The following is a 22,731-nucleotide window of genomic DNA, read 5'->3' as shown; positions in this document are numbered from 1 at the left end:
ATTTATTAGTGAGTTAATTTTATTCCACTTCGAAATAGAGGAAATGGCTGGCAACGGTCTGGCTAAACTGCGTTTTAATGCAGTTTAGGCATTGTGATAGGCTTTTACTTTCCTTTTTTTACGAATAAATGCTTGCTCACCCTGCATTGACAGGCGCAACGTTATCATCATCCCCTTGGTAATTTGTTGGGTCGACTCGATTAACAATTCTTATTAAATTTTGAATACCATGTAAAACACGATTTCTGGTTTTGTTAAAACTGTCCTCGCCTCTTCGAATAGGGTGTGCCAAATCTATAAACTTCGCTTTTTCTACTGCATCTCCAGGCCTTCCTGCTTGCCCTTGAGAAATATTGACAAGAATACTTGCGGCTATATAAACGGTATCTGATTGGGCGAAATAATCATGTATTCCTTGTAAATCTATAGCTACCTGTGGTAAAAAGGGGGTTTGAGCACCATCGTCCCTTGCTCTATCAGAAATTAATTCTTTAAAAGGTTTCAATGTTTCAGCCATTTTAAAAGGTAAGAAACTCCACTTTGACATTCCTTTGGCGGCATCAGAATCTCTTAAACCAAGGGTACTTGTTTCTGTAGAACGGTCCACCAAACCCATCTTCTTTTTCTTTATACGGGCCTCACTTTTCGATTTACCATGGTTTCTTTCCAGTTCTTCTCTACTTACCGTACTGGTTCCCATTTTAAAGTCAAATACCTTATCTCCTGCAGGTCCTAAAGATTCTATTTCAACATAAAAGTCACCCGCTTTAGCACCCTCTAACCAAGATTGAACTCTGGCATCACCAGCGTTATACCCCTGGTTTATCCTTGCTCCAACTTGATTGAATTCAGCTGCAGTATACGTTCCGAATACTCTTGGAAATACGTTATTCGCGGGTGCTTCCCCAACGGCTTGTTCATTTCTTACACGTTGGTATTCTTGATATTCGTTTACTTCAACTCGTTTAAAAATTGCTCTACCATTCGGGTGACCACCAAATATCATAACTCCAGCATGTCCAGCCATTTGAATCGGTCCATAGGAATTACTAGATACTTGTTGTAAACTGTTGCCAAAATCATTGCTAGTTTTACCCAAGGAGATTGCTCTAGCTCCCATAACATCGGCTTCATGTTCTAGGGTAACATTATCGTTTATGTTTGCTTTACTTTTTAATTGTTTAGTAGGTTTTACTCTACCTTGTTTTTGTTGTACCACATGCCAAGCTTCGTGAGCCAAGTGCTTTTCTTGTCCCGGCCCCAAATGAATATCGGCTCCTTGTGCATAAGCATGAGCTTGTAACTGTGCTGGCTTACTGGAGTTGCGATAGACTTTTAGATCATCCATAGCATATCCTGATAATTGTTCAATTCCAGATTTTAAATTGTCAGGTAACCCTGTATTGTTTTCTTTCTTCTGGATAGGTTGCTGTTGTTTAGCAGAATGGTTATCTGCCATCGTCTGCAATTGTGTAGCGCGTTTGGCTTGAGGGCTATTATTAGCCATTTCCTGCAATTTTCGTTGTGCAACAGCTTCTGGTCGATTGTCAACAAACTGAAAAGTAGATTCAGCACTGCTCTGTCTATGATAAACTACATTGGCGTCTGATTGGCTTTTGTTTTCTTGCGTTTTGTCAGCGTGAGTATGCATAATTTTCTCTTTTCGGATTCTGGTCTATTGCCTATAACGGGGTTCAGCTTGGAAACGGCGGGCTTTCGAAACCATTCTCTTCCAACCTACTCCTAAATTTTTAAAGACACTGATTTTCATATTTACTCAATACCGCCCGCTGGATCCAAGGTGATGTGTGTGCCCAGCATGGGCATCTGATATCGAAGATATCAAATTATACCAGAGGGTGAAAGTCCCTTATGTGCGGGGGTAACGCCCCGAAGCATTAGCAAGTCGCAAGGTGGTTTGTCGTAAGACATGCACTAAAGGAAGTGAGACTGCAAACCTTGGTTCCAACGAATACGCCCGAGCACGTGAGTGCGAAGGGGGCGCACGAAGTGCTGGATACTGAGGCTATTTAAGTCGGATGAGGTAGCACAGCATACTGACGTCCAAAGGTTGGGTAACCAACAAGTGCTTAGATGGTAGATCCAGTGGATATTGAGGGAAGGAATATGCTCTTACCTGGGGAGATCTCTGGCTGTCGAGAACATTCAAGAGAAGTCAGCAGAGGTCATAGTAGCTATGCGGAACGAGCCATAAGAACTATGGAGGTCTCACAGAAGTAGTGAAAGCCTGTCCCGATTTTTATCGGGAGACTGAACATCTTGTGAAATGAAAATTCGGTAAGGAGCCTTTGTGTAGCCTTATCTTAAAAGTAGCGGAAAGATGTAGCGGTGTAAAGAGCGTTGCATTTTGCTTTACGAACCGCCGTATACAGCCTGTCCCGATTTTATCGGGAAGACCCGTACGTACGGTGGTGTGAGAGGCGCACCGTGGGCTTATGGCTCACGGCCGTCTACTCGATTATGTGGTGTTTATATTCTTTTTTTCAATAGCTCCAATGTTTCCCTTTTCCCAAAGGTGAAGGGAAAGCGTCCCCTTAAGCCGTATTCTAGTCTCACATTTGTATAAACTCCATTTGTAGCATAGATAATTGTTATTTCCTTACCAGCTACCACTCCTGATTTGGTAAATGCCTTAAAGTATTCTTGATTATCATAATTAATCTTCCAACGCTGTTCTTTTGCTAAGTTCCTAAGAGCTTTCCTAGCTTCTTCTTTTGTATGTGTATATCCAATGAAGATCAGCTTTTTGGTCAATTTGATTTGATATAATGACAAAGCGGTTAATAATAGAACAAGCACGAAGAGGACGATAAAAAGCGTTTTTTCGGTAGGACCAGTCTCATATTTGAATTCTCCCACATAAACCTTAACTCCCAAAACAAATGCAATTGCTATGAGTGCGTACATCAGAACATACTCAAGCAGTTTTGATTCACCCCGTTCTACAAGGTAACCAGTTTCTTTTGATGCTGTAAGGTTGATATTGCTCATTTTTAATACCACGGTTAGTATGTGAAGCGTAGCATCCCGAAGGGTGCTATGATCTCATATACAGTGTTATATGCTTTTTTTATTTTTTCTTCCAATTATTTTATGTCTCCAAACTTCGAAGAGGTAACAATCAGCGTGATGTTCTTCCGGATTATTTATTCTTAAGTCCGTCTGAATTTTTTTAGCCTTTGCCCATTCAGTTAGTAGTCCAAATTCATTTAAATCTTTCGGTAAAAACGATTCGTCAAACCCACCACAATTTGTCAAAGCACTAACGTCACCATCTGTTTCAATCAAATCATATCCAATAAAGTCAAATTCACTATCTAATTTACTCTTTGCTTCGTTTGGTTCTCTGACGACTGCTAATAAATTAAAATATTCCAAGTCCTTCGTCTTTTCAACTACATAATCCAAAGAGTTGAAAAACTGCGTTATCATTTGTTCTTCCGTAACAATATATTTCCAATCTTCTGCAGAGTCAAAGTCTGGCTCAAATGCCAACCCGTTTAATATTCCATCAAGTGATACCAACTCTGATAAATGTGTCAATTTGGACCATTTAATATACTTTTTCCAACTAAATTCCACTTCATAGTCAGAGTCATAAGTTTCTCTTGCAGTATACCAGATTTCACTATTCATTCTAATTGCATATAACGTTTTGCGGCTTGGCGAAGGTGGCGATTTTCAGCATAAATGATAAAACGAAGTACTTCTGTTTGTTTACCAACAAAACTGTCATACGAAGCACTGAACCGCCACTTTTGCCAAACCGCTGTTATGCACAGTTTTTCTCATATTGTCTTGCCGTCTTTTACCTCAATTAATGAGCCTTCAGCCAGAAAAACTGATGTCGGGTTAACATTGTCTAAGAAACTAAAAGTCTGGCCATAAATGTCGCCAAAGCTTACATCTATGTTATAGTCAACGGTTTTATAAACATACCACTTTGGATGTTCAACGCCATATTCAGATGTTTTACTGTTATTAATTTTTGTATAGCCCCAATAATGTTCAGTTATAAATTCTTCTTCGCTACCTTCATCTATTTCAAGTAAGTCAAGTCCTGTTTGGACTTTAATTGAGTGCCACTTTGTTTTTTTTCGCCATTTGTATTCAATAACTTGTTTGTCCGAGTCTATGGTCCAGTTGTGTGCCATTGGCATTGTTTCATAATTCTCACCATAAACTGTATTTGCAACAAATGTCAAAGCGTGCTTAGGAACAATTTCTTTAATAAATACAACTCCTCTTTTCCATTTGTCGTTGTCTTTAAAACGGACATAAAATCTAAGATTGACTTCTTCAAAGTCAGTGTGAAATGGAATTTTAAAACCTTTTATTTTCGTGTCTTGGAACATAAAACCAACGAGACTAACATAACAAGTGTTTTTCCAAAAGTCCAGTTCTGTTTTTAATGGTAAAAAAGGTAGTAACAGTTTAGGGTCAACCTTATAATTTGCCATTGCTAATTTTTTCCATTCTGCTTGTAAAAAAGTCTTAGCCATTTGTGATTTAGTTGGTCGTTTTAAAATTGTGCATAACGGCTTGGCTAAACTGCGTTTTGATGCAGTTTAGGTTCTGTTGTAGCACGTTATTCGTATTTATATTTATTCCGCCAAATATCTTCTCCTTTTAAAAAGTCAAGAAGTATTTCAATCATTTGATCAACCGTTTCTATTGATTTTGTCATAAGTATGTGGTCATCATCTGTAACCAGCCCCGAAGCCAATCCATCTTCAAAACTCCCACTGACATGTAAGGCTTTAAATCCTTTACTACTTATGTCTTCTAATTGAACAACGTGAAATTTTTTCCAGTTGGTTGACTTCATTTTCTCTATAATTATCTCTGAATTTGCATTATCGGAAATAGTTTTTTCTTCCCCACCAAAACCAGAGGTTACCGTCAGTTTTAAAACCCGCTTTTCTTGTTGAATTCCACTAGCTTTTTCTTCAATTTTGGATTCTTCGATGTTGCTTTTTTTTGCTTTTGGACTGGTATAAAAGCTACAAAGTATTACTACTCCGATTAATACAATAGTTCCAATTATCAGATAGGTATTCATTTTTTTCACTTTGCTTTATTTTAATGTGCTACAACGGGGAGTATATGAAAAGTAGGCGATTTTGAAACACTAAACTTTCGGTTAAGCACGAACTTTGACATAAGCCAAAAGCCTTGATTTTACTACTGTTTCGCCTATTTTTTATATACATTGTTAGGCTTTGTTATTTTATTCTTACTATAAATTTCATAAATGAACTTGCCATTTCAATGATGATTTCTACTTCATTTTCATTTACATTGTCATTATGCTTTACATAAGTATTTTGATACTTAGAAAAGTAGTCAATTAGCTTTAGAAACATATTATTCAATTCCTTAGAACCGTTTCGTTCACTGATAAATTTGCCTAATTCCGCAATTTGATTTTCCAACGATTTACCATTTTCGAGAATAGTTTTTAGCAAAGTTTCCAATGAAAGTCTCAAGTCGTCCAATAAATTCCTTTGATGTATTCCATTTGAGTGCTTTTCTAAACAGTCATTGTAAAGTTTTAAAACTTCAGGATATTCAGAGAGCCAATGCTGTGTCTCTTCAACCAAAGATTCATTAATCTCTTCTTTTGCATTTCCTTCTCCTAATGCTCCATATCGTGAGATTAATTTTATTCTTAAATTTTTTACACCTGCATTATTTTCAAAATGGGGAAGTTCAGATAGTTCTTTTATGATTTTAAACTGTTGTTCTGGACTAAACGCTTTTAAATTTTCTCGAAGTGCGGTTCTTTTATTGGGCAAATCTGCTGGAAATGGATATTCTGGATAAGGAATTTCGATGTCGAAGTCAATCGCATATGCTGCACTGTATTCGGCAATTCGACTTCCTGTTAATCCGTCTTGTGTTTCGGCAAGTGTGTCAGCTGAATAATTTATAAATGTTGTTGGAATCATTTAGTTTTTCTGTTTTTTTTTAATAAAGCCTAACGTTTTTGTTTGCGCAACTACCTTCGCTAAGCATCCAAATAGGTGTGCCTTGCGAAGGTAGTTGCGGGTATTTTTAAATTATCTTTAGTCATCTAAGTTTAATTGATCCAGAGGACTTATGATTTGATCAAACCCCTTAGTAGTAATATGAGTGTAGATTTCGGTTGTCTTGCTACTCTCATGACCTAGTAGATTTTGAATATATCTCAAGTCTGTTCCGTGTTCTAAAAGATGCGTAGCAAAAGAATGACGCAAGGTATGGGCAGTTACATTTTTGGAAATGCCCGCTTTTGTTACCGAAGCCTTCAGGAAGGATTGGATACTTCTCGAGCTATAAGGTAGCGGCGTTTGACTAGTGCTTCCCTGGCCTTCAAACAAATAGTGATGAGGCCTGTAGATTCTAATATATTCTCTCAGCATTAGTAAGGTTTTTTGAGAAAGGACTGTGTATCGATCTTTCTTGCCTTTGGATTGTAAAACCCTGATTTGCATGCGGTCAGAATCAATGTGGGCGATCTTTAGGTTAATCAGTTCACTGATTCGTAGTCCTGCTGAATATATAGTCATCAAAATTGTCCGATGTTTTAAGTTTTCTGTGGACTTGAATATACTAACTATTTCTTCTTCACTACATACCTGTGGTAGAACCTTTTCCCGCTGAGGTCTGTCAATGTGATAAAATTTTCTTGGACCACTTTTTACCTTCTCAAAATAGAACTTGATTGCATTGATTGCCTGGTTTTGGTAGGAAGAGGATACCTTGCGTATGGTGACCAGGTACCTAGAAAAATCAGTCACTTCCTTGTCTGTAAGTTGATCTAAATCTTGCTCTGGGAAGAAATTGATGAATTCAGTTAATAATGCGGTGTACGTTTTGATTGTCTGGGGACTATAGCGTCGTTCTTCTAATTTATGGAGATATTCTTTTGGATAGGTTTTTGTAAATACTTTGGTGTTTAATCGTTGTATTTTCTCCACTCCTGCATTTTCTACTTCGCGGTAGATCAATTCCAACTCCAAGTCGGCTACTTTCTGCTTAAGTTCATCTTCGAACTTTTGAGTAAAGGGAACTGTCCATTGTTTTTTGGAGGTGTCCCAACGATAATAGGGAATAGATTTGATTGCTTTGATCAATTCTTCCTGAAATTGAAATTGTAGTTTAAGTTTTCCTTTTTCTTTACTAATGAAAACTTGATTTCTGCTTGGTACGAAAGCAGTGGTATCTAAGTTTGTGTGCTCTGTCTGACTTTCTTCATCGAATTTAGTGATCCGATCTACAAAGTATCGTTTGAGTTTTTCAAGATTTCCAGGATGGTTGGAGATTTCCCAATAGTAATTTTCTTTATTCCATCGACTATACTTTAGACTTCTTACAATGTCCAAGTCAGCCTCGTTTTTAGGCATTTTCAGCAGGATTTTCCTGCCTGCAACCCGAATTTCTACTGTAGTGGAGTGCATAATTGAAAAAAATAAAAAGTTTCGTATATATCTCTATAGGGCTAATATCCGCAATATTTTGTCATTAGAAAATTCATCCTGAGTCGATTTGTCTTAAGTAGGAGTATCATTGCAGAGCAAATTAACTTCATCCCCTTTTGGAACTGACATGCCCATAATGGGGTTTTCAAATCTTAACATACTATTTCATGGCTAAGAAAGCAGAGCGCAAAGTGACCATGGGTCAGGTCTTTAAGACGATTATTTGGCCTAGGAGAAAGCATTTATTTTTAGGGTTATTTTTGATTGTGATCTCCCGCTTGGCAAGTTTGGTGCTGCCTGGAGCGAGTAAAATCTTGATAGATGACGTGATTCCTTCCAATGATTTGACCATGCTGAAGTGGTTGATCGGAGGCGTGGTTTTGGCGATAGTAGTGCAGTCGGTTACATCCTATGCATTGACCCAGATACTTAGCGTAGAGGCTCAAAACCTCATTTCCAAGTTAAGATCTCAGGTTCAGGCACATATTATCAAGCTCCCGATTCGCTTCTTCGACAATGCGAAAACGGGCGAGCTGGTGTCCAGAATTATGACCGATGTGGAGGGAGTTCGGAACTTGGTTGGAACAGGCTTCGCACAAATGATAGGAGGGATCTTGACAGCAGTGATTTCCCTATTCCTTTTGATAAGCATCAGCCCGATGATGACGCTTTATGTGTTGCTTCCCGTGGTGGTTTTTGGATTGGTGTCTTTGAAAGCGTTTAGCAAAATCAGACCAATATTCCGTGAGCGCGGCAAAATCAATGCGCAGGTGACTGGTAGATTGACTGAGACACTTGGGGGAATCCGGGTAATCAAGGGTTTCAATGCCGAGCAGCAGGAGATCAATACTTTTGCTAAGGGGGTAGATGAGCTTTTTCAGAATGTAAAGGCAAGTTTGACCGCTACTAGTTTTGTGACTTCAGCAGGAGCTTTGCTTTTGGGTTTGGCATCCGCTGGGATTATGGGAATGGGTGGCTATATGATTATGCAAGGGGATATGACTTTTGGAGACTTCCTTGCTTTCACCCTTTACTTAGGTTTTATGATCGCACCGATCGTGCAGATGTCCAATATAGGCTCTCAGCTTACCGAGGCTTTTGCAGGTCTGGATCGTACAGAAGAAATCATGAATACTCCGCTGGAGGCTGATGATCGCACCAGAACGTTGGCTTTGAAGGAATTTCGTGGAGATATAGTTTTTGACAATGTGTCTTTTGCCTACGAGGAAGATAAGGAAGTGATCAAAGGAGTGAGTTTTAACGCACCGGCAGGTTCGGTGACTGCTTTGGTAGGAACTTCCGGTTCTGGGAAAACAACCATAGCAGGACTTGCTGCTACTTTTTTGAATCCTGATTCGGGTAAAATTACTTTAGATGGCAACGATCTGCAGACGGTGACTTTGGATTCATTTCGCTCTAGACTTGGCGTAGTGTTACAGGATGATTTCCTGTTTGAAGGGACGATCCGAGAGAACATTCTATTTCCAAGACCAGATGCGAGCGAGGAGGATTTACAGAAATCAGTAGTTGCAGCTCATGTACAAGAGTTCACGGATCGATTTGAGGATGGTTTGGATACGTTAATCGGAGAAAGAGGAGTGAAGCTCTCCGGCGGACAACGGCAGCGTATAGCGATTGCCAGAGCGATCTTGGCGGACCCGAGAATTTTGATACTTGATGAAGCTACTTCCAATCTGGATACAGAGTCTGAGACTTTGATTCAGGCAAGTTTGAAGGAATTGATGAAAGGCAGAACAACCTTCGTGATTGCTCACCGATTGAGTACGATTCGTCAGGCAGATCAGATTTTGGTAGTTGAAAAAGGTAATATCGTAGAGCGGGGCAAGCACGATGAGTTGATTGCCTTGGAAGGAAGGTATTATCAGTTGTACACGTATCAGTCGAGGATTTAAAAAAGACCGGAGACGGGAGACGGAAGACAGGAGACGGGAGACGGAAGACCGGAGACGGAAGACAGGAGACGGGAGACGGAAGACCGGAGACGGGAGACCGGAGACGGAAGACGGAAGACTGGAGACCGAAACCTCAATTCCGAATTCCCATATCTTTACATTCCTTTTATCATTTCCACCACCTGAGCGATGTGCTCAGCTTGGTAGAAATTGTCATGCTCGACCTCATGTTGTATCATCTCATGCTCCCAGGTCGTATGAAAAGGAATATGGATCGCGTGTCCGCCGAGTTCCAGCACTGGAAGTACGTCTGATTTCAAACTATTTCCCATCATCAAAAATTCCTCAGGAACGACATCAAGATGGCGGATTAGCTTTGCGAAATCTGCTTCCTTCTTTTCACTCATGATTTCTATATGATGGAAATAATGATCCAAACCTGACTTCTTTAGCTTCTTCTCTTGATCCACCAGATCTCCCTTGGTGGCCATCACAAGTCGATAATCGTCCTGCAACTCAGCGAGTACCTCTTCTACTCCAGGTAGAATTTCTACTGGTTTTTCCATCATATCGTATCCGATTTCCAATATTTTGTCGATAAAGGTGACGGGGATTTTATGATCAGAAATACGTAAAGCAGTCTGAATCATGGATAGGATAAAGCCTTTGATACCGTAGCCATATCGGCCAAGATTGTCTATTTCTGTTTGGTAAACCTCCTTGATGACACTATGCCTAGGCATAAAAGCTTCCATCAAACGCGCGAATTCCTCTTCTGCTTCGCGAAAAAATGGCTCGTTGACCCACAGAGTATCGTCCGCATCAAAGGCTATTACTTTGATCATTTTTTCAGATTGAAAGATTTTAAAATTGAAATATTGTATTGACAGTTTAAGTAATCAGTAAGGCTATCTTAATGCCCTTTTTTGCACTCAATTTGATAGTTTTAGATTAATTACTGGAAACTTAATTCAGCCAACCAACAACTAAGAACCCATAACCAGCCTTCACTCACTGCTCACTGCCCAACTGTTTTCATCCAATCCAACAACACCTCTCTCCAACCATCCACAGGACCTTTTCCTAAGCCAAAACCGAAACCGTGTCCGCCTTTTGGATAGATATGTAATGAAGCAGGTACCTTGTTAGCATTGAGGGCTTTGTAGTAAAGGAAACTGTTCTCGATAGGAACTCCGCCGTCATCCTGAGCATGTACCAAGAAAGTTGGAGGTGTCTCAGCTGTTACATTCAGTTCACTAGAGAAACGATCAATCAATTCCTGACTGGCATCAGCACCGATTAGATTTTTTCTAGAACCCGAATGCGCTGCTGCATCACGAAAAGAAATCACTGGATAGGCGAGTATTGAGAAATCAGGACGGGCAGAAAGTGCGTCTATAGCATCTTTCGGTCTATCTACTTCATGCGCATACTGCGTGCTGACAGTAGAAGCCAGATGTCCTCCGGCAGAGAAGCCCATGACACCAACCCTTGCTGGGTCGATTTTCCATTCTTCCGAATGATGTCTCACTAGACGAACAGCTCGCTGTGCATCAAGCAAAGGAACCTCCTTAGCATCAGTCAGGGACTTGGAGTCAGGAAGTCTGTATTTCACTACGATTCCCACGATCCCTTGTGTGTTTAGCCACTTGGCGAAGTCTCTTCCTTCCCAATCATACGCTAAAATATGATAGCCGCCTCCAGGGAAAATCACTACAGCTTGGCCAGTCCGCATTTGCTTACTTGGAAGGAAAACTTCAATCTGGGGGATCTGTACATTTTCAATTCTGATAATGCCTTCTTCCACCGCTTTTTCCTCCAACCCCATGTCTTTCTGAAGTGGTGGAGTGCCTTCCCAAAGCGGAAGGATGATTTCTTGTGCATTTACGAGAATGCTAATCATAGTCAAACTGAGTGCTAGTATTAACTTTTTCATTAGGTTATTTTAGGCGTGAAAATCAAAAATTTTGTCTGTTAGCTGCCAGCGCCAGTTATCAGGTGTGCCTGGTAAATTGGTTTGGTATTGACCGAGAAAAGCTTCCCATTCCTGCACTTTCTCATTGGCATTGTCCAAGGCGGCTTTCTTTTCGAATGTAAAGTTTTCATCCCCAACCAGTATCATGGTCAGTCTGTGGCGCCATCGATAGATGCTCATCTCCAAAATCCCGGAATCATGAAGGCTCTGGATGATGGCTGGCGCAACAGCTTTATGACATTCCACATAAGCCTGAATTGCTTCCTCCTCATCTTTCAGATCACAGATTAATACAAAAGTTTGGGTATTCATTTTTCTATTTTTCTCAATTTGTTGAAGCCTTCGACTTTGCACAGGCTGACTATTTACTTAGTTCAGATCTGAAGACCTAATTCTAGAAATCTCTCAATCTCTCAACCTTCCACTTTCTTCACTCTAAGACTAAATAGCAACACCATGACAAAGCAGGCAAGAGGAAGTATGAAAGAGAAATTTACTTCAGGAACACCCAGAATTAATGTGTCATCATATCCAACTCCACCGATGTCCATGATCATTCCTTGCAGTGTTGGCATGATCGCGCCTCCAACTATAGCCATTACAAGGTAAGCTGCAGCAAACTTCGAGTCCTCGCCCAAGCCGTCCAAAGCGATCCCGTAAATAGTAGGGAACATCAGGGACATAGCGAAGGAAATCGCTACCAATGAATAGAGGCCAGTCATGCCCGGAAGAAAAATTGCTCCTGCGGTGAATATTATCGCAAGCACGGAAAAGATGGTGAGCAGCTTAGTAGGGGCGATGTAACGAAGCAAAAAGGTGCAAATCCATCTGCCTATCAAAAAGATGACAAGCGCAGCATACCCATAATTGACAGCGTCAGCATTCGAAATGCCAAGTACTTCTGCGTATTGATAGATGTACGTCCACACCATTATTTGAGCTCCTACATAGAACATCTGAGCAAGTGTACCTTCTACAAAGTTTCTGTTTTTCAGCAAGCGGCCCATGGTCGCTCTGAATTCCACCTTTCCAGTTTCTTTGCTTTCTGGCATTTTCATCATGGCGATGACTACCAGAATTGCGATCACGACAAGCCCAAGTATCACATAAGGATTTCGAATGATCAACAGGTCGGCGGTTCGGATTACAGCTTTGGCCGCGTCATCTAAACTGGTGAAAATGATAGTGCCATCCGCATCAGTTGCATTTGATTGAAGTGAGTTTAGGATAAATTGCTTGGCAACAAAAAGTCCAGCCAAAGCTCCCATTGGGTTAAAAGCTTGTGCTAAATTCAGTCGCTGCGTGGCGGTAGCTTCTGGTCCCATGGACAAAATGTAGGGATTTGCAGTGGTCTCCAAAAAAGCCAATCCGAACGTCAAAATATAAAGCGAGGCAAGGAAAAATCCGTAACTCTCCCATGCGGCGGCTGGATAAAATAGCAAGGCACCGAATCCATATAAGCCAAGTCCTAGCAAGATTCCAGTTTTATAAGAATACTTTTTGATGAAAAAAGCGGCAGGCAAAGCCATCGTGAAATAGCCTCCGTAAAAAGCCATTTGTACCCAGGATGCCTGAGTATTATTCAGTTCGAGGACTCGCTTAAACGCCGCCACCATAGGATTGGTGATGTCATTTGCGAAGCCCCAGAGTGCAAAAAGGGAAGTGATAAGGATAAAGGGAACGATTAATTCCTTGGGTACTAATGCAGGTTTTTGGGTCATGGGATTGGTTATAAAGATCGGTCAAGATGGGTGTATCCTCCGTCCACAAATAAGTGTTGTCCGGTGATATGTGAGGCTTTATTTGAAAGTAGGAAAATGGCCATGGAAGCAATTTCTTCAGGCGTGGTCATGCGTTTTCCTAATGGGATTTTGGCTGTGATGGATTCCAGTTTAGCCTTTGGATCGTCAAAGGTGTTGATCCAATTTTCATAAAGTGGGGTATAAACTTCCGCTGGAATGACTGCATTGACAGTGATCTCGTAGGGCAGAAGTTCTACTGCCCACTCACGTGTGAGTGCAAGTTGAGCGCCTTTTGCAGCGGTGTATCCTGAAGTTCCTCCCTGGCCTGTTACGGCTGTTTTACTACTGATATTGACTATGCTTCCTTTTGCTTTTTTCAAATGAGGTAGCGCAAAATGAGCCAAGTGATAATAGTGATTCAGGTTTTTGGCAACGGATTTCTCAAATGCTTCCGGGCTTCCTTTTTCCAATCCTACACTATCATTTGCCCCTGCATTATTCACTAAGCCGTCAATTCTCCCATATTTTTCAAGCGTGAGTTTGACTACTTTTTCAGAGTCAGCAGCTTCAAAAAGTCGGATAGGAATCTGAAATGCTTCGCCCAAAGCGAGGATTTCTGCACCTTCTTTTTCGGAAGGATCAATCATCACAGGAATTGCACCTTCGGCAATCAATCCTCTGGAGATTGCTCCACCGATTCCTTTGGCTCCGCCAGATATCAGGATGACTTTATTGGTTAGGTTTAGGTTCATTTTATAATAATTTCTTGTGTTCTATTCTTGCTTTGGCTTCTATTAATACTTGATGCAATTTTGCTTCTAGTTCACTTTTTGGCGGTAACTCTGTCCAGTATTCGGCTACCATTATTCCGTCTTTTCCCATTTCTAGCAATTCTATTTGCTCATTACTTTTTTCGGCGCATAATATCAATCCTATCGGAGGGTTTTCACCTTCTTGTTTTTCATATTTATTGAGCCATTTTAAATAGAGCTCCATTTGTCCTTTGTAGGCGGGCTTAAATTTGTTCAGTTTTAACTCTACAGCGACAAGACGCTTTAATTTTCTGTGGAAAAACAACAAATCAATATAAAAATCCACACCATCGAGTATGATTCGTTTTTGTCTTTCTACAAAAGCAAAGCCTTTACCCAATTCTAAAATAAAATGTTCTAATTCTTTGAGAATTGCACCCTCTAAATCATTCTCCAAATAGCCTTCTTTTAACCCCAGAAAATCTAAAAAGTAAGGGTCTTTGAAACTAGTTTGTATTTCTAAGTCAGTTTTTGATAATTGGATTTGCGCGATTTCTTTGCGCTCAAAGGCTTTTCTATCTATTTGATTTCTTAATTCTCTTTTGCTCCAACTAGATTCGACTGATAGTAACGCATAGAACATTCGAGCATCATGGTTTTTGATAGGAATAAGGATTGTGAAATGAGACCAACTTAATTGTCGCGCCAGTGGTGCGACAATCTGAAAATCCGGAAAGACTTCCGCGAATTGCATCATTCTGCGCAGGTTTTTTTCCTGAAAAGAATTTCCGTATACATTTGCTAATTGAGCAGATACTTTAGTGATAATTTCTTTTCCATATTCTGCTCGCTGATTTTCAAGAATATTGGTATTGATTTTAAACCCAACTTGCCAGTAAACAAGGGTAAGCGTGCTGTTGACTTGAGCAGTAATTTCCCTTTTACCATTTTCTATGATGCTTGCCAAATCCTGCAACAGCAGATCGGAATCTTTTGCTTTCATAAGGATACTAATTAAGGCTTTTGATCATTGTCTTGGCGTTTCAGTTCTGGCAATCTCTCAACTATCTGTTGATATTCCGTAAAATCCAGCAGCCGTATTTCCCATGATTGCTTCTTTCTCCGTCTTGGAAAGTCTATCTGTAAAGCGCTCGATTACTTCCAAAACCTGCTCGTATTCTCCCGCGATCTTGCACACTGGCCAGTCGCTGCCAAACATCAAGCGCTTTGGCCCAAAGAGTTCTAGTGCTACATCGAGATAGATTTCAAGGTCTTTGGCTTTCCACTTCTTCCAATCCGCTTCGGTGATCATTCCTGATACTTTACAGAAGATGTAATCACGCTCGGCAAGTGGAGCCATTTCCTTTTTCCACTCTCTCCAAATACCCAATTTGATATTTGGCTTGGCAATATGGTCGATCACAAAGGGTTGCTCGGGAGCTTTTTTCACAAAATGCAAAGCTGCTTCTAGTTGCGTATGAAAAATCAGAATGTCATAGGTATAGCCTCGCTTTCCTATTTTCTTGATGCCACGGATAAACTCCTTTCGCAGCATGTAATCCACAGGTTTTGACTGCAGAATTTCCCGATAGCCTTTCAGCTTTTTTTGCGAAGCAAATTGATCCAACTCCTTATCCAGCGCATCAGACCCCAAATCTGCCCAGCCTACCACGGCTTTGATCTGCTCGTATTCTTCGGCTAAATCACAGAGAAAAGCAGTTTCTCGAAAGCTTTCATCAGACTGCACGGCCACACAGCCATCGATCTGATGTTCCTTCAAAATTGGAATCAGGTCATCAGGAAGAAAATCTCCCTGGATCACCTTCATTTCTTCTGTGATCCAGGAGTGTTTTTCAGAGTTGTATTTCCAAAAGTGCTGGTGGGAATCCAGTCTCATGCTTCTGGATCGTTGATTGCTACTTGCTTAGATGCGCCAAGTCCATCGATGCCAAGTTCGACTACATCACCTACTTTCAGGTAAGTAGGAGGAGTCAAGCCGAGGCCAACACCAGCTGGAGTTCCAGTAGAAATCACGTCTCCAGGAAGCAAAGTCATGTACTGACTTAGGTGCTCAATCAGTGTAGGGATATCAAAAACCAAGTCAGAAGTGTTGCTGTCCTGAAGCATTTTGCCATTTAGTTTCAGCCAAAGTCTCAGGTTATGCGGATCTTCAATCTCAGTTTTGGTGACCAACACTGGCCCAAGCGGAGCGAAGTTATCTGCACTCTTTCCTTTCACCCACTGACCGCCATGATGCAATTGGAAGTCACGCTCGGAGACATCATTGTGAACGCAGTATCCAGCCACATAATCCATCGCGTTTTCCTTGCTTACATATTTTGCTCTTTTGCCGATAACGACAGCCAATTCCACTTCCCAGTCAGTTTTCACAGAGTTCTTAGGAATCAAAATATTGTCAAAAGGTCCGCAAAGCGAAGAAGTAGCTTTCATGAAAATGATAGGAACTTCTGGTACAGCCATTCCAGATTCTAGAGCATGTTTACGGTAGTTAAGGCCAATGCACACGATTTTGGAAGGTCTGGCGATAGGAGAACCCAATCTGGATCCGGCAGGGATTTCATTCAAATTTTCCTGATTGGCGCCAAGCCACTCTTCCAGTCTTGCAAGTCCGTTGTTGGTGAAAAAATCTTCGTTCCAATCTTCGTTGAATCCTGAGCAGTCTAGGTATTTACCGCTTGCGTCCTGAATTCCTGGTTGTTCTTTACCGGCTGCGCCGAATCGTATTAATTTCATATTAGTATCAAGTAGTTAGTATTAAGTATTAAGACTTTAGAATCAAGACACAAGATATTAGAGTTAAGCGTCTATTGTCAAGGATTTGGTGGTGTGAATCCTCAAGAATTTAAATAAGAGCGATTACCTCGTAAATCCCAAATCGTAAATCTAAAATCCACTTACATTTTCAATCCCAAGAATCCCCCGTCAATCGGGATATTGGTTCCTGTCATAAAGCTTCCAGTGTCTGCACTCACAAAGTAGGCGAGTTCAGCAACTTCTGAAGGAGAAGCCATTCTGCCAATCGGCTGCGTTGCGGCAAGTTTATCAAACATTTCCTTTTCCTGACCAGGGTAGTTTTTGGCCAAAAATCCATCTACAAAAGGTGTATGGACACGTCCCGGAGACAAGCAATTGCAACGAATGCCGTCTGCAACATAATCTCTAGCTACGCTCAGGGTCATGGAAAGAGCTGCGCCCTTGGTCATGCTGTAAGCGAATCGATCAGGAATGCCTATCGTAGCAGCTACAGAGGCCATATTCAGAATGGATCCCCCGCCATTTTCTTTAAGCTTTGGAAGTGCTGCTTTGATGCAGTTGAACATGCCTTTTACATTCACTTGGAACACTCGGTCAAAGTCTTCAGCGGAAGTAGTTTCCACTTTTCCCACATGCGAGACACCAGCGTTGTTGATTAGGGTATCGATTTTCTCTGGAATAGAATGAATCAATGCTTCAGATTCTGCTGAATCAGCTACACTACCGCAAAGAAATGTGACATCAAAGCCCTTAGCTCGCTCGTCCTGAACAACTTTTTCTCCAACTTCAGGATTGATGTCTATGAAGTAAACTTTGGTTTTTTTAGCTGCGAAAACCTGAACCATTGCGAGTCCGATTCCCGATGCTCCACCTGTAATTAGTACTGTTTTGTTTTCCATAATTAAAGTAAAACGGAAATTAGGGTGTTTGACCTATATTCCCAAAATAATTTCCATAGATTATAATTTAACTGTTTCCCCGGTTTTTACCGATTCATCACAGGCAAAAGCGATTTTCAGACTATTTAGCGCATCAAGCAAATGATCATCCAAATTGGTGTTTTCTTGGATGGCCTTTAGGAAATATTGCTGCTCACGATTGCAGAGCTCCTGATGATCTGGCTCGTCTTTCAGATCTATCCATTCGTCGGCTTTGGTAAACTTATTTTCCGAATCAATAGCGGCATGATGAACTCGGATGGATTCAGTTTTGGTATGTGAATCTACATTATCCGATTTTCCACTGGCTCCGGCATCCTTGGCTGTGATGGAAACAGACCCTTTTGGGCCAAAAACATCTTTCACGAAAAATGCAGTCTCGCTCACCATCGGTCCCCAGCCCGCTTCGTACCAGCCTACAGAACCATCTTCGAAACGAATCTGAAGTTGTCCGTAATTGTAATTGTCTTCAGAAATATCTTCTGTCAGCCGAGCTCCAATTGCAGATACTGAAACGGGTTTTGATCTAGTCATCTGGCACATCACGTCGATGTAATGCACGCCACAATCCACAATCGGGCTAAGGCTTTTCATTAGATTTCTGTGCACATCCCACATATAGCCCTGACTTTGCTGATTGAGATTCATGCGCATCACGAGCGGTTTGCCTAGCTTTTCTGCTTCCTCAATAAATCTTATCCAAGAAGGATGATGCCTCAAAATATAGCCTACCACCACCTTTTTATCCACCTCTTTCGCTTTCGCTATAATGCGCTCGCAGCCTACAATCGTATCTGCAAGAGGCTTTTCTATGAAAATATGGCAACCTGCTTCAAGCGCTTTCAGAACAAAGTCTTCATGAGTGTCTGGGTAAGTTGAGATACAGACTGCATCTGGCTTCGACTCCGCCAAGGCTTCGTTGAAATCTGAAAATAGCGGGTAATTGCCTTGAAGTTGCTTGTTGAGTTTGCTATTGGAATCACCGCGTGAAACTAGCCCGCAGATTTCGAATTCAGGGAAATTGTGGTAGGCAGTAGCATGTGCTATTCCCATATTTCCACAGCCAACGACTAAGATTTTGATTGAATTTATTGTACTCATTTCGTAATGTGTTTTTTCGGATTTGTCAGGAGCTTAATTTTTTTGACCAGTCAACTCACTTAAATCTGATTCACTAACTTGTATTACTTGCACCTTCAATGTAATAGGCTTTATTGGTTCATCTGTGCTGTTGCGTTTGACTCTCACGATTTGCTCTATGACACTCATACCTTTGATCACATGACCAAAAACCGTATAATCCCCATCTAGCCTATGAAGTCCCGCGGGGTTTTGAACAATATAGAATTGACATCTCGCAGATAATTTTCCTGGATTATCATCCCGGCCAGCACCCACCGCTCCATAAACATGAGTCAATTCAGGGTGAAATTCAGGTTCGAGTAAATATTCTGGGTCAGTGAATCCTTCCTCTGTATCCGGACATCCGCCTTGTGCGACAAAGTTTGGAATGACTCGGTTGAAAGTCAGGGAATCCCAATAGCCTGAATTGGCTAATTGGATAAAGCTTTCCTTATGATTTGGAGTTTTATCATCGAGCGCGATGAGGATGTCTCCGTAAGGCGTAATTATTTGACCTACAGGCACGGTGATGTTTTGCGCCCAGGTTTTAAATGTATGAAATAGTGATAAATTGATGACTAGTAAGCTTACTGTCAGCATACGCTCAAATGAGCTACGATTTGCTATTTGGATATTAGACGGAATAGAAATTTTCATTTTATTTGGGTAGTGGCTAGAAATAGGTATTGTTAGCAACAGTAGAATTAAAAGTAGTAAAATGAATCAAATATCCTCTTCTCAAGAGAATGAATTAGACAGGCTCTTGGCGCTCAGTAACCTAGGGATAGACTACTATGAGCCAAAGCAAGGTCTGAATTACCTTACAGAGCTAGCCGCTAAGATTTGTGGCACCGAAATCTCCCTAGTCAATCTCATCGATTCTTTTACCCAGTGGAGTGTTTCCTCCTATGGTATCGATATCAATCAAATGCCCAGAGAAGATTCCGTTTGTCAATATACCATTCATACCTCTTCTAAGACAGGACTGGAAGTAAAAGACCTCCGTGATGATGTTCGTTTTAAAGACATGTTTTACGTCAAAGACACGCCAAATCTTCGGTATTACATGGGAGTTCCATTGACCTCGCCAGAAGGGTATAATCTAGGTGCATTGTGTGTGATGGACAGTAAATTGATGCATCTTTCCGAGGATATCAAGGAAGTTTTGAGGTTGATTGCCCGACAGATTGTAGATAGGTTAAGGCTCAATAACCTAGTGGCTGATCTGAAGAATAAACTTAAAGAGTCTGAATTGAATCAAAAGAAATTGGCTCATGATATTCGCGGACCAATAGGGGGCATACTTGGATTGTCGGATTTAATTCTCGAAGAAGATGAGCTTACAAGTCCTCAGGAAATCCTGGAATACTCAGAAATGATCAAGCAGAGTAGTTTGTCTTTGCTGGATTTGTCAAAAGATATTCTCTCAAAGGGATTTGATGGCAATTCTAATAGAAGTCAAGAATTGAAGGAAGGGGATACAAACTTGGTTAACCTCAAAGAAACGATATTGAGACTTTTGGCTCCTCAGATAAAAGTGAAAAACATCGCTTTCAACGTACAGCTGAATCCAGAGAATCAACTTGAGTCTTTTTCTAAATTATATGTGTTGCAGATTTTGGGGAATTTACTTTCCAACTCAATCAAATTCACTAATTCAGGAGGTGAGATTTCATTATCAATGAATCTGAAACGTAAAGAACTTGATTTAATCTTAGAGCTATCGGTAGAAGATAATGGGATAGGAATGACAAGTTCTAAAATCCATGAAATCTTAGAAGCTGGGACGTCAACTCATGAAGGAACTCGCGGTGAACTAGGGTTCGGTTTAGGCTTGAATTTGGTACGACAACTAGTGAAACAACAGGAAGGAACTATGGATATCATCTCCACCGTAGGAGAGGGTACTAAGTTTACAATTGAGATGCCGGTGAATTAATACTTAAGGCATTTTTTTGATTATTCACAGGATTGGCATACATCGCCAAAAAGCTCTTGATCAAAAATTCGTTTTTGGTATTCACCTTTTCATTCATTCTTTTTTCGAATGATTTTTTCTCATCCTGGGTGTAAAACGATTCATATTCATTGTCTCCATAGAGCAAATCGTGGGCAATGTAATTGCTCGGCCAAAGTTTATAGCCTGTCCAGATTTTTTGGTCTATGCACTCAGCTAGCTTACTGAGTTTGTCAGGTTGGCTAAGTTCCATTTTGGAGATTTCTGCAATTTCCTTATCCAGAACTCCGTTTACCTGTAAATGAATTCTTTTTTTGGTTCCGATGATACCACGTAGAAGATTAAGGAAATCTTCATTTTCACCTTTCACATATTTTTCATCCCTCGACTTAGCTAGCCATTCTGGCATCTTCAATACGTCTGTAGGGTCATATTCGTAGGAAATAGAGATGGGTACTACTTTGATTTTCTCAAAATAACCAAAGCCATTGGCTCCTTCTTCCGATAACGTAAGCATTTTCAGCACTCCACGATGTGTAGCGTCATTTCCATCTTTGGTTCTGCCCTCACGTTGCGCTGTCCATACCGAACGGTTTTCTGAAAGCAGTGACTTTTTGATATAGGCAGATGCCATTTGCGAACTTTCCAGCAAAGCTCTTCCCTGAAGACCACGCTTGATAGCAAAGTTTCGATTGAGCTTGGAAAGGGTGTGGAGGAAGGGTTTTTGGATCAAATTATCCCCAATAGCTGACGTTGTCAGTACTAAGCCATTTTCATACAGGCATGAATTCAACAAGGATGTATCAAGGATAATATCTCGGTGATTAGAGATAAAAAGGTAAGCGGTGTTTGATTTCAGTTGCTCAAAACCACCTGTACTTAATCCTTCGGAACTTTTCTCCAGCACTTTCTGCACGCCTGGATATATAAAGTTGACTTGGAAGTCTCTCAACGAGTGGGTATGAACCATCAGATCTTTCCAATGTTCTCTAGTATCTGTAGGAAATGTGAAACTCATCATTGCCTCCAGCATAGGATCATCTACAATCTTGCGGATTGCAGCATTGGCTTCTGCGTCATAAAAAGGCCTGATCGAATCAAATTGCGACATAATTATCTTGTGGGTGGTCTGCAAAAAGCAAATTTTAGCTTAGAATTCTAAGCTTATTTACATCTATCAAAGGTAATAATTTTTAAAACTATCTAATAAGGTGCTTATTTATAAAGAGTAAGTGAAAAGGTAGAGCGTTTGTCCAGTACTCCCAAGTGTGTGCTCCTGGTCGCTCAGTGTAGTCGTGTGGGGTGCCATTCTCCAAAAGCATTTGATGCATTTGTCTGTTGGTTTCCAGTAAGAAATCGTCTACACCGCAATCCAAAAGCAAGGCAATTCCATTCTCTTTCATTTTATCTACTAAGCCCACTGCAGTATAGGTACTGAAAGGTGCGTCATACTCCAAATCCATACCCAGCATTTCTTGTTGTTGACCTTGACGAAGTTTGCTGAATTCTGCTGGAACTTTCCATAGGCGGGTATCGATGTTCATCACACCACTCATGCTAGTAGCTGCAATAAATAAATCAGGATGCTTGGCGCTGAGCATAATTGCTCCATGACCGCCCATCGATAAGCCTGTAATTGCTCTGGATTCTTTCTTAGCCAAAGTTTTGTAAGCTTGGTCTACACGAGGAATAAGTTCGGCTGTTATATACGTTTCATATTGCACCGAATCCATCACTGGACTATCGAAATAATAGCTAGACGGACCCACACCTGGAGTGACGATAATTAAGTTGTATTGCTCAGCCATGCGCTCGACTAATCCAGGGTCCGTTACTTTTTGGTGCCAATCACTAAAAGCCCCGCTTCCGCCATGAAGGAGATATAGCGTAGCAAATTGCTTGCTTCCATCGTAGGAGGAAGGCGTCGTCACTGCAGCCTTCAGCGTTTTATTCATGGCTTGGCTGAATACTTCTATGGTGTCGACTTTCGCTTGGGCAAAAACTAAAGAGGGAAGAAGTATTAAAAGGATTAATAACTTTTTCATGAGAAAGGGTGATTGGGTGTGTTCAAGC

Annotated in this window: 22 protein-coding genes; 2 read left to right on the top strand and 20 right to left on the bottom strand. The window is 40.9% G+C overall.

Features of this window, described 5'->3' with window-relative positions; all coding sequences use genetic code 11:
• Positions 1 to 136: 136 nt before the first annotated feature.
• From BM291_RS11425 to BM291_RS11395, 7 genes are all read right to left on the bottom strand, one after another.
• Positions 137 to 1,651, bottom strand: a complete 1,515-nt coding sequence (locus BM291_RS11425) for an eCIS core domain-containing protein (protein WP_092897461.1) — start codon at positions 1,649 to 1,651, stop codon at positions 137 to 139.
• 839 nt (positions 1,652 to 2,490) lie between these two features.
• The gene (locus BM291_RS11420) at positions 2,491 to 3,012 is read right to left on the bottom strand and encodes a hypothetical protein (protein ID WP_092897459.1); all 522 of its coding nucleotides are present in this window, start codon (positions 3,010 to 3,012) and stop codon (positions 2,491 to 2,493) included.
• A gap of 66 nt (positions 3,013 to 3,078) precedes the next feature.
• Positions 3,079 to 3,657 carry a hypothetical protein gene (locus tag BM291_RS11415; RefSeq protein ID WP_092897457.1) on the bottom strand — a complete coding sequence of 193 codons (579 nt, stop codon included), beginning with the start codon at positions 3,655 to 3,657 and terminating at the stop codon, positions 3,079 to 3,081.
• A gap of 152 nt (positions 3,658 to 3,809) precedes the next feature.
• A complete protein-coding gene (locus BM291_RS11410; RefSeq protein ID WP_092897454.1) occupies positions 3,810 to 4,523 on the bottom strand; it encodes a YqjF family protein in 714 nt (237 codons plus the stop codon).
• Between the two features lie 86 nt (positions 4,524 to 4,609).
• The gene (locus BM291_RS11405; RefSeq protein WP_092897452.1) at positions 4,610 to 5,083 is read right to left on the bottom strand and encodes a hypothetical protein; all 474 of its coding nucleotides are present in this window, start codon (positions 5,081 to 5,083) and stop codon (positions 4,610 to 4,612) included.
• Positions 5,084 to 5,246: 163 nt separating this feature from the next.
• The gene (locus BM291_RS11400; RefSeq protein ID WP_092897450.1) at positions 5,247 to 5,972 is read right to left on the bottom strand and encodes a hypothetical protein; all 726 of its coding nucleotides are present in this window, start codon (positions 5,970 to 5,972) and stop codon (positions 5,247 to 5,249) included.
• Between the two features lie 117 nt (positions 5,973 to 6,089).
• A complete protein-coding gene (locus tag BM291_RS11395) occupies positions 6,090 to 7,463 on the bottom strand; it encodes a tyrosine-type recombinase/integrase (protein ID WP_092897448.1) in 1,374 nt (457 codons plus the stop codon).
• Between the two features lie 188 nt (positions 7,464 to 7,651).
• Between BM291_RS11395 and BM291_RS11390 the strand changes: the two genes are divergently transcribed.
• Complete coding sequence (locus BM291_RS11390) at positions 7,652 to 9,397, top strand: ABC transporter ATP-binding protein (protein WP_092897446.1); 1,746 nt, start codon at positions 7,652 to 7,654, stop codon at positions 9,395 to 9,397.
• Positions 9,398 to 9,552: 155 nt separating this feature from the next.
• On the opposite strand, the gene BM291_RS11385 is transcribed toward BM291_RS11390, so the two are convergent.
• The 11 genes from BM291_RS11385 to BM291_RS11335 form a co-directional block, all read right to left on the bottom strand.
• Entirely contained in the window at positions 9,553 to 10,242 is a 690-nt protein-coding gene (locus BM291_RS11385) for an HAD family hydrolase (RefSeq protein WP_092897444.1), read from the bottom strand.
• Between the two features lie 173 nt (positions 10,243 to 10,415).
• The gene (locus BM291_RS11380; RefSeq protein WP_092897442.1) at positions 10,416 to 11,333 is read right to left on the bottom strand and encodes an alpha/beta hydrolase; all 918 of its coding nucleotides are present in this window, start codon (positions 11,331 to 11,333) and stop codon (positions 10,416 to 10,418) included.
• Positions 11,334 to 11,342: 9 nt separating this feature from the next.
• Positions 11,343 to 11,684 (bottom strand): L-rhamnose mutarotase, encoded by a 342-nt coding sequence (locus BM291_RS11375; protein WP_092897440.1) that lies wholly within the window; start codon positions 11,682 to 11,684, stop codon positions 11,343 to 11,345.
• Between the two features lie 101 nt (positions 11,685 to 11,785).
• The gene (fucP, locus tag BM291_RS11370; protein WP_092897438.1) at positions 11,786 to 13,093 is read right to left on the bottom strand and encodes an L-fucose:H+ symporter permease; all 1,308 of its coding nucleotides are present in this window, start codon (positions 13,091 to 13,093) and stop codon (positions 11,786 to 11,788) included.
• 8 nt (positions 13,094 to 13,101) lie between these two features.
• Positions 13,102 to 13,866, bottom strand: a complete 765-nt coding sequence (locus BM291_RS11365; protein WP_092897436.1) for an L-fucose dehydrogenase — start codon at positions 13,864 to 13,866, stop codon at positions 13,102 to 13,104.
• A 1-nt stretch (position 13,867) separates the two neighbouring features.
• The gene (locus BM291_RS11360) at positions 13,868 to 14,869 is read right to left on the bottom strand and encodes a PDDEXK nuclease domain-containing protein (protein WP_092897434.1); all 1,002 of its coding nucleotides are present in this window, start codon (positions 14,867 to 14,869) and stop codon (positions 13,868 to 13,870) included.
• Positions 14,870 to 14,926: 57 nt separating this feature from the next.
• Positions 14,927 to 15,763: an amidohydrolase family protein gene (locus BM291_RS11355; RefSeq protein ID WP_092897432.1), complete on the bottom strand. Its 837-nt coding sequence runs from the start codon at positions 15,761 to 15,763 to the stop codon at positions 14,927 to 14,929.
• On the bottom strand, positions 15,760 to 16,620 hold the full coding sequence (locus tag BM291_RS11350; RefSeq protein WP_092897430.1) for a fumarylacetoacetate hydrolase family protein: 861 nt from the start codon (positions 16,618 to 16,620) through the stop codon (positions 15,760 to 15,762). The genes BM291_RS11355 and BM291_RS11350 overlap by 4 nt, the downstream gene beginning before the upstream one ends.
• A 161-nt stretch (positions 16,621 to 16,781) precedes the next feature.
• On the bottom strand, positions 16,782 to 17,540 hold the full coding sequence (locus BM291_RS11345) for an SDR family NAD(P)-dependent oxidoreductase (RefSeq protein WP_092897428.1): 759 nt from the start codon (positions 17,538 to 17,540) through the stop codon (positions 16,782 to 16,784).
• Between the two features lie 60 nt (positions 17,541 to 17,600).
• On the bottom strand, positions 17,601 to 18,680 hold the full coding sequence (locus BM291_RS11340) for a Gfo/Idh/MocA family protein (RefSeq protein WP_092897426.1): 1,080 nt from the start codon (positions 18,678 to 18,680) through the stop codon (positions 17,601 to 17,603).
• A 33-nt stretch (positions 18,681 to 18,713) separates the two neighbouring features.
• On the bottom strand, positions 18,714 to 19,301 hold the full coding sequence (locus BM291_RS11335; RefSeq protein WP_092897538.1) for a peptidylprolyl isomerase: 588 nt from the start codon (positions 19,299 to 19,301) through the stop codon (positions 18,714 to 18,716).
• 118 nt (positions 19,302 to 19,419) lie between these two features.
• On the opposite strand from BM291_RS11335, the gene BM291_RS11330 reads away from it, so the two are divergent.
• Complete coding sequence (locus tag BM291_RS11330; protein WP_092897424.1) at positions 19,420 to 20,640, top strand: GAF domain-containing sensor histidine kinase; 1,221 nt, start codon at positions 19,420 to 19,422, stop codon at positions 20,638 to 20,640.
• On the opposite strand, the gene BM291_RS11325 is transcribed toward BM291_RS11330, so the two are convergent.
• Together BM291_RS11325 and BM291_RS11320 are read right to left on the bottom strand one after the other, a co-directional pair.
• The gene (locus BM291_RS11325; protein ID WP_092897422.1) at positions 20,615 to 21,769 is read right to left on the bottom strand and encodes a 1-acyl-sn-glycerol-3-phosphate acyltransferase; all 1,155 of its coding nucleotides are present in this window, start codon (positions 21,767 to 21,769) and stop codon (positions 20,615 to 20,617) included. The genes BM291_RS11330 and BM291_RS11325 overlap by 26 nt on opposite strands.
• Before the next feature lie 88 nt (positions 21,770 to 21,857).
• Positions 21,858 to 22,703: an alpha/beta hydrolase gene (locus BM291_RS11320; protein ID WP_092897420.1), complete on the bottom strand. Its 846-nt coding sequence runs from the start codon at positions 22,701 to 22,703 to the stop codon at positions 21,858 to 21,860.
• Between the last annotated feature and the right edge of the window lie 28 nt (positions 22,704 to 22,731).

This window comes from Algoriphagus aquimarinus (assembly GCF_900112005.1).
Taxonomy (GTDB): Bacteria; Bacteroidota; Bacteroidia; order Cytophagales; family Cyclobacteriaceae; genus Algoriphagus; species Algoriphagus aquimarinus.
The sequence above is the reverse complement of the archived record's forward strand: the minus strand, read 5'-3'. Positions and strand labels throughout refer to the sequence as shown.

What these genes read in the sequence shown, in the direction of transcription:
- BM291_RS11425 (WP_092897461.1), bottom strand. Translation starts at nt 1,651, where the DNA reads ATGCATACTCACGCTGACAAAACGCAAGAAAACAAAAGCCAATCAGAC.
- BM291_RS11420 (WP_092897459.1), bottom strand. Translation starts at nt 3,012, where the DNA reads ATGAGCAATATCAACCTTACAGCATCAAAAGAAACTGGTTACCTTGTA.
- BM291_RS11415 (WP_092897457.1), bottom strand. Translation starts at nt 3,657, where the DNA reads ATGAATAGTGAAATCTGGTATACTGCAAGAGAAACTTATGACTCTGAC.
- BM291_RS11410 (WP_092897454.1), bottom strand. Translation starts at nt 4,523, where the DNA reads ATGGCTAAGACTTTTTTACAAGCAGAATGGAAAAAATTAGCAATGGCA.
- BM291_RS11405 (WP_092897452.1), bottom strand. Translation starts at nt 5,083, where the DNA reads ATGAATACCTATCTGATAATTGGAACTATTGTATTAATCGGAGTAGTA.
- BM291_RS11400 (WP_092897450.1), bottom strand. Translation starts at nt 5,972, where the DNA reads ATGATTCCAACAACATTTATAAATTATTCAGCTGACACACTTGCCGAA.
- BM291_RS11395 (WP_092897448.1), bottom strand. Translation starts at nt 7,463, where the DNA reads ATGCACTCCACTACAGTAGAAATTCGGGTTGCAGGCAGGAAAATCCTG.
- BM291_RS11390 (WP_092897446.1), top strand. Translation starts at nt 7,652, where the DNA reads ATGGCTAAGAAAGCAGAGCGCAAAGTGACCATGGGTCAGGTCTTTAAG.
- BM291_RS11385 (WP_092897444.1), bottom strand. Translation starts at nt 10,242, where the DNA reads ATGATCAAAGTAATAGCCTTTGATGCGGACGATACTCTGTGGGTCAAC.
- BM291_RS11380 (WP_092897442.1), bottom strand. Translation starts at nt 11,333, where the DNA reads ATGAAAAAGTTAATACTAGCACTCAGTTTGACTATGATTAGCATTCTC.
- BM291_RS11375 (WP_092897440.1), bottom strand. Translation starts at nt 11,684, where the DNA reads ATGAATACCCAAACTTTTGTATTAATCTGTGATCTGAAAGATGAGGAG.
- fucP (WP_092897438.1), bottom strand. Translation starts at nt 13,093, where the DNA reads ATGACCCAAAAACCTGCATTAGTACCCAAGGAATTAATCGTTCCCTTT.
- BM291_RS11365 (WP_092897436.1), bottom strand. Translation starts at nt 13,866, where the DNA reads ATGAACCTAAACCTAACCAATAAAGTCATCCTGATATCTGGCGGAGCC.
- BM291_RS11360 (WP_092897434.1), bottom strand. Translation starts at nt 14,869, where the DNA reads ATGAAAGCAAAAGATTCCGATCTGCTGTTGCAGGATTTGGCAAGCATC.
- BM291_RS11355 (WP_092897432.1), bottom strand. Translation starts at nt 15,763, where the DNA reads ATGAGACTGGATTCCCACCAGCACTTTTGGAAATACAACTCTGAAAAA.
- BM291_RS11350 (WP_092897430.1), bottom strand. Translation starts at nt 16,620, where the DNA reads ATGAAATTAATACGATTCGGCGCAGCCGGTAAAGAACAACCAGGAATT.
- BM291_RS11345 (WP_092897428.1), bottom strand. Translation starts at nt 17,540, where the DNA reads ATGGAAAACAAAACAGTACTAATTACAGGTGGAGCATCGGGAATCGGA.
- BM291_RS11340 (WP_092897426.1), bottom strand. Translation starts at nt 18,680, where the DNA reads ATGAGTACAATAAATTCAATCAAAATCTTAGTCGTTGGCTGTGGAAAT.
- BM291_RS11335 (WP_092897538.1), bottom strand. Translation starts at nt 19,301, where the DNA reads ATGCTGACAGTAAGCTTACTAGTCATCAATTTATCACTATTTCATACA.
- BM291_RS11330 (WP_092897424.1), top strand. Translation starts at nt 19,420, where the DNA reads ATGAATCAAATATCCTCTTCTCAAGAGAATGAATTAGACAGGCTCTTG.
- BM291_RS11325 (WP_092897422.1), bottom strand. Translation starts at nt 21,769, where the DNA reads ATGTCGCAATTTGATTCGATCAGGCCTTTTTATGACGCAGAAGCCAAT.
- BM291_RS11320 (WP_092897420.1), bottom strand. Translation starts at nt 22,703, where the DNA reads ATGAAAAAGTTATTAATCCTTTTAATACTTCTTCCCTCTTTAGTTTTT.